Here is a 12,743-nt window from a genome sequence, read left to right on the forward strand (position 1 = left end):
GAATCAGGCGGCTTAGCTGGCCTTGCGGCCCAGGCCGTTATCCTTGGCAAGCTTGGAGCGAGTGGCCGAGTAGCTCGGAGCAACCATGGGATAGTCTGCGGGCAAGCCCCACTTCTCGCGATATTCCTCGGGAGACAGATTATAGTGGGTGCGCAGGTGACGCTTGAGGGATTTGAACTTCTTTCCGTCTTCAAGGCAGATGATGTAGTCCGGCGCAACCGATTTGCGCACCGGCACTGCGGGCTTGAGTTCTTCGACCGGAGCGGGAACCTCGTTCGTACGCAAGGCGCGCAGGGCGCCATGTACATCGGTGATCAAACGCGCAAGATCGGTGGGGCTAACTGCGTTATGGCTTACATATGCGGAGACGATGTCGGCGCTGAGTTCAACGAGGTCAAATTCCCCGGCCTCTACCGGGGCGGCGTTGTCGTTCATGATAGTCAACCTTCCAGGCTTTTTATTGGGCGACAACAAGGGCAGTAGTCGCCTTCTTTCTTTCCTAGGGTGGATTATTGCAATGTGCAAGCCGACCCACCACAGCAACCACTTAACACTTTGGACTATTCATGTGGCCGAATTTTGCCAGCTACCAAGTCAAGATCGTTTTGAATCGTATTTTGGTAAAATTTATCGCCCGCTAAATAACTAGACCTCGCAAGAAGATGCGCAGAGACCGGCGTAGTCAAGACCAAAAATAATATTCCAATTACTGCACGGACCCAAATTGCGGCATCCATGCTTACTATGCCAACTGCAAGTAAAACCAGACCGCCGCCAACCACCCCGGCCTTCGAGGCGGCATGCAATCGCGTCAACAGGTCGGGAAGTCTGAGAACGCCAATTGCTGCCAGCAGCGAAAATGCCGCACCAGACAAAAGTATTACTCCGCCGATGTAACTAACAAGTTCCTGGGCCATTTTGACTATTCCCGTTCTATTGCTTTTCGCAGGATGTAGCGGGCAAAGGCGATGGTTGCGAGAAAACCGAGCAGAGCAACTGCAATGGCGATATCGAGATAGAGCGTCAACCCGGTCCGGACAGCTACTGCGCCGATGAAACCGAGCGCCAGGACGGTGAGCAGGTCGAGCGCCATCACCCGGTCTGCCAGCGTGGGGCCGATGACTATTCTTACCACCGAGATCAGCAGGGCCGCGGCCAGCAGCACAAGGGCAATCAGGCTCGTCCAGTCCAGAAAGCTCGCCGCGCTCATTTGTAGATCTCCGCAATCCGCGCTTCGAAGCCCGTTGCGATATCGGCAATCAGGGCCTCGGCGCTGGTCAGAGACAGCGCGTGCACATAAAGGGTCGAGCGGTCCGGGGAGACGTCTACGCTCAGCGTCCCGGGCGTCAGGGTGATGAGATTGGCCAAAAGCGCGATTTCGGCGTCCGATTTTACCTTGAGCGGCACGGCAATCACCGCCGGGCGAATCGCTGCCTTGATATCGGGCTGAACGACCACCCAGGCAACGCGGATGGCACTGGCCATCAGTTCGTAGATGAAGAGGCCGGCGAGCGCGACGATCAATCTCAGGCGCCGCCATTCCCCGCCCTGTCGCAGAGATCCGCGCAACACCATCACGGCAAGCCCGGCAATCAGCCCGCCGAACAACAGGTTCAAACCTGAAAAGCCGCCCGTAATCGCCGCCCAGACAAGGGCAAGAATGATGATCAGGAGCAAAGGGTTCATGGCTGCGCCTCCGCCAGTCCCACCGCCGAGACATAGCGCGCGGGATCGAGGATATCCCCGGCGGCGATCTGCCCACCTTCGATCAGCGGATTGGGCCAGAGTCCCGCGGCGACGATGGCGAGGGTCAGGGCGCCCACGGCGACATAGCCAGGGGCCCCGCCCTGCCCCGCCTGTCCCGATGCGCCATCGGGCGCGTTGCGCCAGAAAATATGCGACCAGAGCCGAGCGCCTGCAATAAGCGTCAGCACTGCATTGATTACCAGCGCCCCGACCACGGCAGCGCCCCAGCCGCCGGCCTCGACGCCCGCTTCAAGCAGAATCAGCTTGGGCCAGAAGCCGAGGAAAGGCGGCACGCCGGCAGCGGCAAGAATCAAGACCAGGAAGAGAATGGAAAGCCCGCTATTGGCGGCATAGAGCCCACCCATCTGCCGCGTATCGCGGGCGCCCGTGCGGCGCTCGACCAACCCGACCACGAGATAGAGCGCCGTCATGGTCAGCATGGCATGGAAGATATAGAGGCCCGCCCCCGCCACGCCGCTGACATTGGCCAGCGCCAGGCCGGCCAGCACCGCGCCAATGCCGCCAATGACCAGAAAACCAACGCCCCTGCGCAGATTGGTTTCGGCAATGGCGCCCAATGGCGCCGTCAGCAGCGTGCCGATGGCGAGGATGAGCAGCACAGGCTCCAACAGATCTCGGCTGGCCGGCAGCACCGCGACCAGCGCCCGCAACAGCGCATAGGCACCCACCTTGGTCAGGAGCCCGGCGAACAGCGCCGACACGGCTGCCGGCGGCGTGTGGTAGGCCGCCGGCAGCCAGGCATTGAGCGGAAAGGCCGCGGCCTTCATGCCGAAGGCCAGCAGCAGCAATGCCGCCACGCCCGTCATCGCGGCCGAATTGGCCATGGGCGCTACCCGCATGATGTCGGCCATGTTGAGCGTGCCCAGCAGGCCATAGAGCAGGCCGAGCGAGAGCAGGAACAGCGTCGTCGCGAGGAAATTGAGGAAGCCGTATTTGACCGCCCCATCCATCTGCGCCGCGCTGCCGCCGGTCACCAGCAGGCCGAACGAGGCGATCAACATCACTTCGAACCACACATAAAGGTTGAAGAGGTCGCCGGTCAGGAAGGCACCCGTCACCCCGGCAAGGAGAAGCAGCACCAGAGCATGGAAATTGTTGTTCCGATCCCCTGTGTCGCGATCGATCTCGGCATAGACAAGCACTACGAAAGTCACCACGGAGGCGGCCAGTGCGAAGGCGGCGCTGAACAGGTCTGCGGTCAGGCTGATGCCGAAGGGTGGGAGCCAGCGCCCCATGGTCATGCTGACCGGTCCCACTTCCGCAATGCGGATGAGCAGCGCGATCTCACAGGCGATGATGGCGCCAACGACGACAAGCGCCACGAGGAGCGAAAGTCGCCCTGCCTGCCGCAGGACCAGCATCAGCGCACCACCCATCAGCGCCAGGACGATGGGCAGCACGATCACCCACGCGCCGGCGGTGGTGAGCGTGTCGATCATGGCGCGGGGCAGGTCCAACTCGGTCATGGTCAATAGCTCAGCGGTGGTTGAGGCGCATTTGGCGGCTCGGCCAGTCGCATTCTGTCGGTATTGTCGGCATCAAGGCTCTGGTAGGCGCGATAGGCCAGCACCAGGAGAAAGCAGAACATCGAAAAGCCGATGACAATGGCGGTGAGGATCAGCGCCTGCGGCAGCGGATTGGCGATTGGCCCTTCCGGGGTAGCGAGCCCCGGCGGAACGATCGGCGCGATTTCCCGCGTAACCCGACCCGCAGTAAAGATAAGCAGGTTCACGCCATTGCCGAAGATAGTCATGCCGAGCAGCATGCGGATAACCGAGCGCGACAGCAGCAGATAAACGCCAAGGGCAATGAAGAGGCCAACCAGAACGGCGAGGATGTAGTCCATCAGGCGTCTCCCTCGCTCTCTTCTTCCAGCGCCAACGCGACCGATGACAAAGTGCCAAAGACCACGAGATAGACCCCGATATCGAAAAACATCGGCGTCGAGACCGGCAGGACGGTGTCACCGAGATCGAGATAGAGCCAGATGCTGGTCATGAATGGCGCCTCGATGAACAGGCTGGCGAGCCCCGACGCCCCCGCCAACACCACCCCCGACCCGGCGATAGCCATGGGGTCGACGCGCAGGGCCCTGCGCACTTCGGCCACGCCCGATGCCATGCCGAAAACGGCCATGGACGCGGCTGCGATCAATCCCCCGATAAATCCACCGCCTGGCTCGTTATGGCCGCGCAGGCAGACATAGATGGAAAAGACCAGCATGGTGCCCACGATCAAGGGGGCGAGTGTCCGGAAGATCAGCGTGTTCATGGCCGCACCCCCTTCCGACGCCGCAGCAGCGCAAGGATGGCGATCCCCGCCCCCATCACCACCGAGATCTCGCCCAACGTATCGAAGCCGCGATAATCGACGAGGATGACGTTGACGATATTGGCACCATGCGCGATCGGCACGCTGGTGGCGGTAAACAGATCCGAAAGGCGCGTATCGAGCGTGCCTTTGAGCACCAGCATCAACATCAGGCTCACCCCGGCGCCGCAGAGGATCGCGATCAGCCCGTCACGACCCCAGTCCTCGAACGGTCGGTGATCGCGGATATCGAGCCGCAGCTTGGTCATCACCAGGGTCAGCACCGCCACGGACAGCACTTCCACCATCAATTGGGTAAAGGCGAGATCCGGCGCGCCGAACAAGAGGAAAATCAGCGCCACCGCGGCGCCCTGCACGCCCAGCGCCAGGATTGCCCCCAGCCGGCTGGGGGCAACAAGCACCGCCACAAGGCCGATCACCGCCAGAACCACGATGCCCCAATCGTAAAGACGCAGATCGGGCATGGAAATGAGCGTCGTCCAATCGCCCAGTTCGGCCTTGGGCTGCAGCCAGTCGAAACCGCCCAGGACGAGCATGGGGCCGAACAGGGCCAGTGCAAATGCGCTGAACACAAGGATGAGATAAAATTCGAGCTGGCCGTGATGCAGCGCCCGTGTCACCGCGCCGGAAAAGCGGATTAGCCCGAACATGACGGCGTCAAAGACGCTGTCCGCCGTCCAGCCAATGGCGTGTTCGGCGCGCCGAAGGACCGTCCGCATCGGCACGGCAAGGCGGAAAACCAGAATGGACAACACCCAGGTCAGCGCCGAAAGCCACAGCAGCGGGCTTGCGAGATTGATGGCGAGGCTGAGATGGGGCACCACGGCGTCGCCAAGAATGGCTGTCGCGCCGGGCGCCAGAATATCGTGGCCCAGCCAGTCAGGCAGGAGCCCGGCGACAATTCCGGCCGCGCCGAGCAGCAGCGGCCCGGCCAGCATGGCGATCGGTGCTTCGTGCGCAGTCTTGGGGGTCGGCACTGTTTCCCCCAGGAAGGGCTTGATCATCACCAGTAGCCCGATGCCGCCAAGCATTGCATTGCCCGCCACAAGCACGACCAGCGTCGAAACGCTCACCCAGTCCCCCGACATGAGCCCGAGATACATCTCTTCCTTGGCGAAAAAGCCTACAGTCAGCGGCAGGCCGAGCATGGAAAGTACCGCCAGCGCCGCGGCGATGAACGTCACCGGCATCTTGTCGGCCAGCCCGCCAAGCGCTGTGATTTCGCGCGTGCCCGCCTCGTGATCGACGGCACCGACAGCCATGAACAGCGCCGCCTTGTAGAGTGCGTGCGCCACGAAATAGACCATGACAGCCGTGATCGCGACAGGACTGCCCAGCCCGATCAGCAGCACCAGAAGACCCAGCGAGGCCAGGGTCGTCTGCGCCAGCATCTGCTTGAGATCGGTCTGTCGCAGCGCACCGATCGATCCCCAGATCAGCGTGAAGCCGCCAAAACTCACCAGCAATGCCATCCACACCGGCGTATCGCCGAGGATCGGCGTCATCCGCGCGAGGAGATAGACACCCGCCTGCACCATGGTTGCGGAATGGAGGAATGCCGAGACCGGGGTCGGCGCTTCCATGGCATTGGGTAGCCAGAAATGCAGCGGAAACTGCGCCGATTTGGTGAAGGCAGCGAGGACAAAGAGCGCGAGGATGAGGCCATAGAGACCATGCTCCTGCAGGCCGCCTCCGGCGCGGAGCACGCTGAGCTCCCAGCTGCCACCGGCCTGCTGGAGCACGATGGCGCCGACCAGCAGCGCCATGCCGCCAATATTGGTGATCACCAGAGCCTGGGTCGCCGCCCGCCGCGCCGCCATGCGCTGGTGGTCGAAGCCGATCAGGAGGAAGGAGGTGATCGAGGTCAGCTCCCAGAAGGTGAACAGCGCGACCATATTGTCGGCCAGGACGAGGCCCAGCATTGCGCCCATGAAGGCGAGGATGAAGCCGAAGAAGCGCCCCAGATGCGGATGGCCAGCCAGATAGGCGCCGGAATAGAGCACGATCATCGCGCCGATACCGGAAATGGTCAGCGCAAACACAAGGCTCAGCCCGTCGACGAAGAAGCTCAGCTCAAGCCCATAGGCCGGCACCCAGCCAATGGCGAGGCGCAAGGTCTCGCCGGCGGCAATCCGGGGCAACAATGAGAGGAGAAAAGCAAAAATAGCGGCCGGGACCAGCGCCAGTATCCAGCCCGACAAAGGACCAGTCAGCCGATGCAACAGCGGCGCGAGAGCAGCAGCGAGAAATGGAAAGAGAGCCACGAGGGCAATGCTTGCATCCAGAGATGGTAGCGCCAAGCTTGCCTCTCCCCTCGGTGATAAGCGATTCCAATCAATGACTTCGGGTTGCGACCTTACAATTTGAGACCCATGGTACAAGCGTAATCGACCAAGCATGCCCCACTACCCACGAGAATCGGTCAACACAGGCTGGCATTCGCTTCCCAGGGGTCCTATCTGCTTGTGACGACACCTTTTGGCTGGGCCCAGCGCCGGCCCGCCCTCCACCGTCCCGCCTCGCGCGGCAAATCAATGCGGATGACCAGATGAGCCAATCGACCCCGCCCCGCGCCAAGCGCGTTCCGCACAGCCACACCCATCACGGCATCACCCGCGAGGATGACTTTGCGTGGCTGCGCGCCGACAATTGGCAGGAGGTGATGCAGAAGCCCGAGACGCTGGATGCCGAAATCCGCGCCTATCTCGAGGCCGAGAACGGCTATTACGAGGCCGAGTTCGGCCAGCCGACCGCCGCGCTGCAGGACAAAATCTACAAGGAAATCCGCGGCCGCATCAAGGAAGACGATAGCGGCGTCCCCTCCCCCGACGGCCCCTGGGCCTATAATTCGCGCATGCTCGAGGGCAAGCAATATCCGCTGGTGGTGCGCACGCCCCGGAACGGCGGCGAGGAGACTATCCTCCTCGACTGCAATATCGAGGCCGGAGAAGGCTATTTCGGTTTTGCCGGCGCCGACCACGATCCAAGCCACCGCTTCCTCGCCTGGGCCGCCGACCGCGCCGGTTCGGAATATTATGACATCGTCATTCGCGACCTCGAAACCGGCGTGGACAGCCCCGAGATCATCGCCGAGACGGCCGGCTCTTATGTCTGGTCCAATGATTCCCGCGCCATTTACTACACCGAATATGACGACAACCACCGGCCCTACCGTATCCGCCGCCACGATATCGGCACCGCCCAGGATGCCGACCCGATCATCTTCGAGGAAAAAGATCCGGGCTTTTTCGTCGGCGTCGGCAAGACGCAGAACGATGAGTTCATCGTCATCGACGCGCACGACCATCAGACCAGCGAAGTCTGGCTGATCGACGCCAAAACCGGTGGCGAACCGCGCCTCGTCGCGCCCCGGCTCACCGACCGGGAATATGACGTCGAGGCCCGCGAAAACCTTCTTTATATCCGCACCAATGCCGATGGCGCCGAAGACTACAAGATCGTCACCGCGCCGATCGATGCGCCCGACGCATCCAACTGGACCGATCTCATCCCCCACCGTCCCGGCGTTCTCGTCCTCGACATGATCGTGCTCAAGAACCATCTCCTCCGCCTCGAGCGCGAGGATGGGCTGCCGCGCATCGTCGTGCGCGATCTGCAGACCGAAAAGGAAGATGTCGTCGGCTTTGACGAGGAAGCCTATGCGCTCGGCATGTCGGTCGGCTACGAGTTCGACACCACCGTCTTCCGCCTCTCCTATTCCTCGCCGACCACGCCCAACCAGGTCTATGACGTCGATCTGGCTACCGGCGAACGCACCCTGCTCAAGACCCAGGAAGTGCCCTCCGGCCACGATCCCGCGCAATATGAAACGCGCCGCATCTTCGCCAAGGCAGCGGACGGCGCCGATGTGCCGGTAACCCTCCTCTACAAGAAGGGCATCGCGCTCGACGGCACCCGCCCGGCCCTGCTCTACGGTTACGGCGCCTACGGCATGTCCATGCCGGCGTCCTTCTCGGTTTCAGTGCTGTCGCTGGTCGATCGCGGCTTCGTCTATGCCATCGCCCATATCCGCGGCGGCATGGAAAAGGGATATGCCTGGTACAAGAACGGCCGCCGCGAGCACAAGCCAAACACATTTGGTGACTTCATCGCCGCTGCCGAGGCGCTAATTTCGGCCGGCTACACGCAGAAGGGCAGAATTGTCGCGCAGGGCGGTTCGGCCGGCGGCATGCTGATGGGCGCCATTGCCAATCTCCGCCCCGATCTCTGGGCTGGCATCATCGCCCAGGTGCCGTTCGTGGACGTGCTCAACACCATGCTCGACGACACGCTGCCGCTCACCCCGCCCGAATGGCCCGAATGGGGCAATCCCATCACTTCGGCCGAGGATTATTCGCGCATCGCTGAATATGCGCCCTATGAGGCGGTCTCAGCCCAGGCCTATCCGCCGATCTTTGCGCTGGCCGGGCTCACCGATCCCCGTGTCACCTATTGGGAGCCGGCGAAATGGGTCGCAAGGCTGCGGGCAACCGGAACAGGCACTGCCCCATTATATCTCAAGACCAATATGGGCGCCGGCCATGCCGGGGCTTCCGGTCGCTTCGACCGCCTCAAGGAAACCGCCCAGTGCTACGCCTTTGCCATAAAGTGCGTGGGATTGGACTCTTAGTTCCATCGGCGCGATTGTTGCGCGCGACTGATCGGCTTATATCACTGGCATCATTAGTGTTTACCGCCAGCGTCATCCCTTTTCACCAATGGAGGCTTCCATGACCACCAAGTTCACTCTTCCGCCCCTGCCCTATGCCTATGATGCGCTCGGCCCCTACATGTCGGCCGAAACGCTGGAATTCCACCACGACAAGCACCATCAGGCCTATGTGACCAACGGCGAAAAGCTGCTTGAGGGTTCGGGTCTGGAAATCCTGCCGCTCGAAGACATCGTCAAGGAGAGCTTCGGCAAGAATGCGGGCCTCTTCAACAATGCCGGCCAGCACTACAACCACGTCCATTTCTGGAACTGGATGAAGCCCAATGGCGGCGGCAAGTCGCTTCCGGGCAAGCTCGCAGCCAAGATCGACGAAGACCTCGGTGGCTTTAACAAGTTCCGCGCCGACTTCATCAATGCCGGCACCACCCAGTTCGGTTCGGGCTGGGCCTGGCTCTCGCTGAACAACCAGAGCGGCAAGCTCGAAGTCACCAAGACCGCCAATGGCGAGTCGCCGCTGGTCCATGGCGGCAAGCCGCTGCTCGGCGTCGACGTGTGGGAGCACTCCTATTACATCGACTACCGCAACGCCCGTCCGAAATACCTCGAAGCCTGGTTCGACAACCTCGTGAACTGGGAACATGTCGAGCACATGTTCGAAGAAGCCTCGGCCTAACTGCCTTACACCCCCTCCCCATCCCTCCCTCCCAAGGGGGAGGGTGACTGGCCGGTGAGAGGGGGAGAGACCTCGCCACATACGCCGCCCGGCACCTCCCCCTAGAAGGGGGAGGCTGGGAGGGGGTGTCCGAGAGCCGCGATCTCAGAGCTGGCCACGCCAGCCACATCAAACCCGCCGCCGCAAGGCCGGCGGGTTTACTTTATCTCGGAATAGTTTGGCCCGAGCGAAGCGCCATCTTCTCACCCTCGTTGGAGCATGTTAACGAACCCTTTACCAACCAGGGGACTGATTTGCATCAAAGGCCGAAAACCGTCGCCATGCTGGCCGCCAATCCGGCCTTGTCGGCTGTCTTGACCATGGTCCTGGCTGGCGATTCACGTCTGCGCATCCGCCCTTTCGAGAGCGAAGCCGAGCTCTTCGGCTATATGCGCATTGCTCCGCTGGATCTGCTGGTGGTCGATTTCGACCGCGAGGGCCGTCCCGCCTACGAGATGGTCGAAGCCATCCGCCTTGATCCCAGCTTCGTCTCCCGCGACCTGCCGGTCATTGCGCTGACCCGCTCCATCACCCCGCCCATGCGCCACCAGGCCATCAGCGCCGGCATCGATGAAGTGGTGGTCAAGCCCATGTCCCCGCGCCATCTCCTCCAGCGCGTCCAGGCCCGGCTCATCAATCGCAGCGTCATTGGCGCAGTCCAGGCCGGCTATCGCGGTCCCGACCGCCGCAACCGCGCCGCCCTGCCCACGCCGCAGCCCCACCCGGCGCGCCGCAATGGCGACAACGTCATCCCCCTCTTCCCCGACCGTCGCAAGCCCCGGCACCCCGGGCTCGAACCGCTGATCTGAGGGCGCCTCGGGCACTCAATTGACGTGCCCTAGAGCATTTCACCGCGTCGTTGACGCGATGAAATTACTCCAAGTCATTGTTTTGTCGCGCTTCCGAACCGGAAAAGTGGCGTCCACTTTTCCTGGAAACGCTCTAGGCTTCCCTCGGGCTTGACCCGAGGGCCACTCCGCAAGCCACGATACTGGCCGCTCACGCTCGGATAGAGCCCCTCGGGTCAAGCCCGAGGGAAGCGCGGCTCGCTGGATAGACCGACCGAGGCGACCAAGCCGAGCGGCCCTTGCACGGGGCCACGCGGAGCATCCTACCGCTTCTGCTCGCCCACCCAGGTGACCTTGTTCCACAAATCCTCGACCGTCTCGGCGAATTGCAAATTCTTGTCGAAGCCCGGCACGGAATGGGACATCACATCCCCGGCAAAGCCCCGCACGACTTCAAACGCCCGGTGACGATTGAGCATCACCACCGGCTTGGGTTTTGAGATCGCCCAGCAATTGAAAAGCGCCGAGGTCGAAGCCAGCGATCCCGGCAGCGCCACGAGCGTGCTGGATAGTTCGCCCATGCGCCGGTAACGGTCACCGCGGTCAGACAGCACGGTAATCGGCACCCCTCTCAGCGCCGGCGGCAGCACGATGCTCTCGTCCGCGAGGATTTCCACTGCGCCGCCGGCTGCCCGCGCCGCTGTCACCAGCGGCACGGGGATGATGCCCTTTTCGGCAAGACACACGAGCCGTGCACCACGCCGCGCAAAAAGCGTACCGACCTGGGTCATCAGGCTTGCCCGTTCCGGATCGCCGGGTCCCCGGTCGGAGGCGAAGATACCGATCGTCGGGCCGGAGGGGCTGATGCTGCTCATGGTCTATCGCTTCCCCGAGAGGCCACCGAGAATGCCTCGCACCAGTGCATTGCCCAGCTTGTTGGCCACGGTGCGGGCAAAGGAATTGACGGCCGCTTCGGTTGGCGTCTGCCGGCTCGAACTGCGCTTGGGCTGGCTGGTCCGCTGCAGGCGATCCATTTCCTTGGCCCTGGCTTCTGCCGCCTTGCGATCGGCTTCCTCGAGCTTGCTGCGCTCCTCCACCAGCTGACGCTCGCGCGCCCGTCGCTGCAGGATCTCAAAGGCCGATTCCCGGTCGATGACACTGTCATAGAGCCCACCCACCGGCGAATTGGCGACGATGGCCTCGCGCTCGGCAGGACCAACCGGCCCGACCTGCGCCGAAGGCGGACGGATCAGCGTGCGCCCCACCATCGAGGGGATGCCCTTGTCCTCCAGCACCGAGACCAGCGCCTCGCCGATCCCCATCTGGGTAATCACCTCGGATGTCGAGAAAGCCGGATTGGGCCTGAACGTATCGGCCGCCACCTTCACCGCCTTCTGTTCGCGCGGCGTATAGGCGCGCAGCGCATGCTGCACGCGATTGGACAGCTGCGCCAGCACGCTCTCGGGAATATCGACCGGGTTCTGCGTCACGAAATAAACGCCGACACCCTTGGAGCGGATCAGCTTGACCACCTGCTCCACCTTGTCGATCAACGCCTTGGGCGCGTCATCGAACAAAAGATGCGCCTCGTCGAAGAAGAACACCAGCTTGGGCTTGTCGAGGTCACCGACTTCCGGCAATTCCTCGAACAGCTCGGACAGGAGCCACAGCAGGAAGGTCGAATAGAGCCGCGGCGACTGCATGAGCTGGTCGGCGGCAAGGATGGACACAAAGCCGCGCCCATCGCTGTCAGTTCGCATGAGGTCCGCGATCTCGAGCGCCCGCTCACCGAAGAAATGGTCTGCGCCCTGCTGCTCAAGCACCAGCAATGCCCGCTGGATCGCGCCGATCGAGGCCGTGGTCACATTGCCATAGCGGCCGGAAATTTCCTTTGCCCGCTCCTGCACATTGGTCAGCAGCGCCCGGAGATCCTTCAGATCGAGCAGCAGCAGGCCATCATCGTCGGCAACGCGGAAGGCGATATTGAGCACGCCTTCCTGCGTGTCGTTGAGATCGAGAATGCGGCTGAGCAGCACCGGGCCCATTTCCGAGATCGTAGCGCGGACCGGATGGCCCTGCTTGCCGAAGAGATCCCAGAACACCACCGGAAACACATCGTCGCGGAAATCGTCAAAGCCGATGACCTCGGCGCGCTCGGTCTGCCACTTCTGTGCCTGGCCCATCTTGGAAATGCCCGAAAGGTCACCCTTGATGTCGGAGGCGAACACCGGCACCCCGGCGGCAGAAAATCCCTCGGCCAGCACCTGCAGGCTCACCGTCTTGCCGGTGCCCGTCGCCCCGGTAATCAGCCCATGGCGATTGCCATATTTTAGCGCGAGATATTCCGGCCTGTCGCTCGTCCCCAGATAGATCTTGCCGTCGACGAGCATGCTGGTCACCTGTGTCAGTCTCTAGTGTTGGGCGTTTATAGCCGGGCGAAGGGGCGGCGAACAAGGCAAGGCCTTCAGCAAGC

General features: G+C 62.4%; 13 protein-coding genes. 3 read left to right on the plus strand and 10 right to left on the minus strand.

Going from position 1 to position 12,743, the window contains the following annotated elements:
• Positions 1 to 12: 12 nt before the first annotated feature.
• From N0P34_RS15605 to mbhE, 8 genes are all read right to left on the minus strand, one after another.
• Entirely contained in the window at positions 13 to 435 is a 423-nt protein-coding gene (locus tag N0P34_RS15605; RefSeq protein WP_275604145.1) for a MucR family transcriptional regulator, read from the minus strand.
• A gap of 125 nt (positions 436 to 560) precedes the next feature.
• A complete protein-coding gene (gene mnhG / locus N0P34_RS15610) occupies positions 561 to 917 on the minus strand; it encodes a monovalent cation/H(+) antiporter subunit G (protein ID WP_275604146.1) in 357 nt (118 codons plus the stop codon).
• 5 nt (positions 918 to 922) lie between these two features.
• The gene (locus N0P34_RS15615; protein ID WP_275604147.1) at positions 923 to 1,210 is read right to left on the minus strand and encodes a monovalent cation/H+ antiporter complex subunit F; all 288 of its coding nucleotides are present in this window, start codon (positions 1,208 to 1,210) and stop codon (positions 923 to 925) included.
• A complete protein-coding gene (locus N0P34_RS15620; RefSeq protein ID WP_275604148.1) occupies positions 1,207 to 1,686 on the minus strand; it encodes a Na+/H+ antiporter subunit E in 480 nt (159 codons plus the stop codon). Before N0P34_RS15620 ends, N0P34_RS15615 begins: the two co-directional genes overlap by 4 nt.
• On the minus strand, positions 1,683 to 3,233 hold the full coding sequence (locus N0P34_RS15625; RefSeq protein ID WP_275604149.1) for a proton-conducting transporter membrane subunit: 1,551 nt from the start codon (positions 3,231 to 3,233) through the stop codon (positions 1,683 to 1,685). The genes N0P34_RS15620 and N0P34_RS15625 overlap by 4 nt, the downstream gene beginning before the upstream one ends.
• Positions 3,234 to 3,235: 2 nt before the next feature.
• The gene (locus N0P34_RS15630) at positions 3,236 to 3,613 is read right to left on the minus strand and encodes a Na+/H+ antiporter subunit C (RefSeq protein WP_275604150.1); all 378 of its coding nucleotides are present in this window, start codon (positions 3,611 to 3,613) and stop codon (positions 3,236 to 3,238) included.
• On the minus strand, positions 3,613 to 4,038 hold the full coding sequence (locus N0P34_RS15635; protein WP_275604151.1) for an MnhB domain-containing protein: 426 nt from the start codon (positions 4,036 to 4,038) through the stop codon (positions 3,613 to 3,615). The genes N0P34_RS15630 and N0P34_RS15635 overlap by 1 nt, the downstream gene beginning before the upstream one ends.
• On the minus strand, positions 4,035 to 6,398 hold the full coding sequence (mbhE, locus tag N0P34_RS15640; protein ID WP_275604152.1) for a hydrogen gas-evolving membrane-bound hydrogenase subunit E: 2,364 nt from the start codon (positions 6,396 to 6,398) through the stop codon (positions 4,035 to 4,037). The genes N0P34_RS15635 and mbhE overlap by 4 nt, the downstream gene beginning before the upstream one ends.
• A gap of 248 nt (positions 6,399 to 6,646) precedes the next feature.
• Between mbhE and N0P34_RS15645 the strand changes: the two genes are divergently transcribed.
• The 3 genes from N0P34_RS15645 to N0P34_RS15655 all read left to right on the plus strand — a co-directional run bounded on the left by N0P34_RS15645 (position 6,647) and on the right by N0P34_RS15655 (position 10,291).
• A complete protein-coding gene (locus N0P34_RS15645) occupies positions 6,647 to 8,728 on the plus strand; it encodes a S9 family peptidase (RefSeq protein ID WP_275604153.1) in 2,082 nt (693 codons plus the stop codon).
• A gap of 100 nt (positions 8,729 to 8,828) precedes the next feature.
• Positions 8,829 to 9,443, plus strand: coding sequence for a superoxide dismutase (locus tag N0P34_RS15650; RefSeq protein WP_275604154.1), 615 nt, complete (start codon positions 8,829 to 8,831; stop codon positions 9,441 to 9,443).
• Positions 9,444 to 9,736: 293 nt separating this feature from the next.
• The gene (locus N0P34_RS15655) at positions 9,737 to 10,291 is read left to right on the plus strand and encodes a response regulator (protein WP_275604155.1); all 555 of its coding nucleotides are present in this window, start codon (positions 9,737 to 9,739) and stop codon (positions 10,289 to 10,291) included.
• 302 nt (positions 10,292 to 10,593) lie between these two features.
• Here N0P34_RS15655 and N0P34_RS15660 read toward each other — a convergent pair whose 3' ends face one another.
• Positions 10,594 to 11,145, minus strand: a complete 552-nt coding sequence (locus N0P34_RS15660) for a hypothetical protein (RefSeq protein WP_275604156.1) — start codon at positions 11,143 to 11,145, stop codon at positions 10,594 to 10,596.
• Positions 11,146 to 11,148: 3 nt separating this feature from the next.
• Positions 11,149 to 12,660 carry a helicase HerA-like domain-containing protein gene (locus N0P34_RS15665; protein WP_275607001.1) on the minus strand — a complete coding sequence of 504 codons (1,512 nt, stop codon included), beginning with the start codon at positions 12,658 to 12,660 and terminating at the stop codon, positions 11,149 to 11,151.
• Between the last annotated feature and the right edge of the window lie 83 nt (positions 12,661 to 12,743).

This window comes from Devosia sp. FJ2-5-3, assembly GCF_029201545.1.
GTDB lineage: Bacteria > Pseudomonadota > Alphaproteobacteria > Rhizobiales > Devosiaceae > Devosia.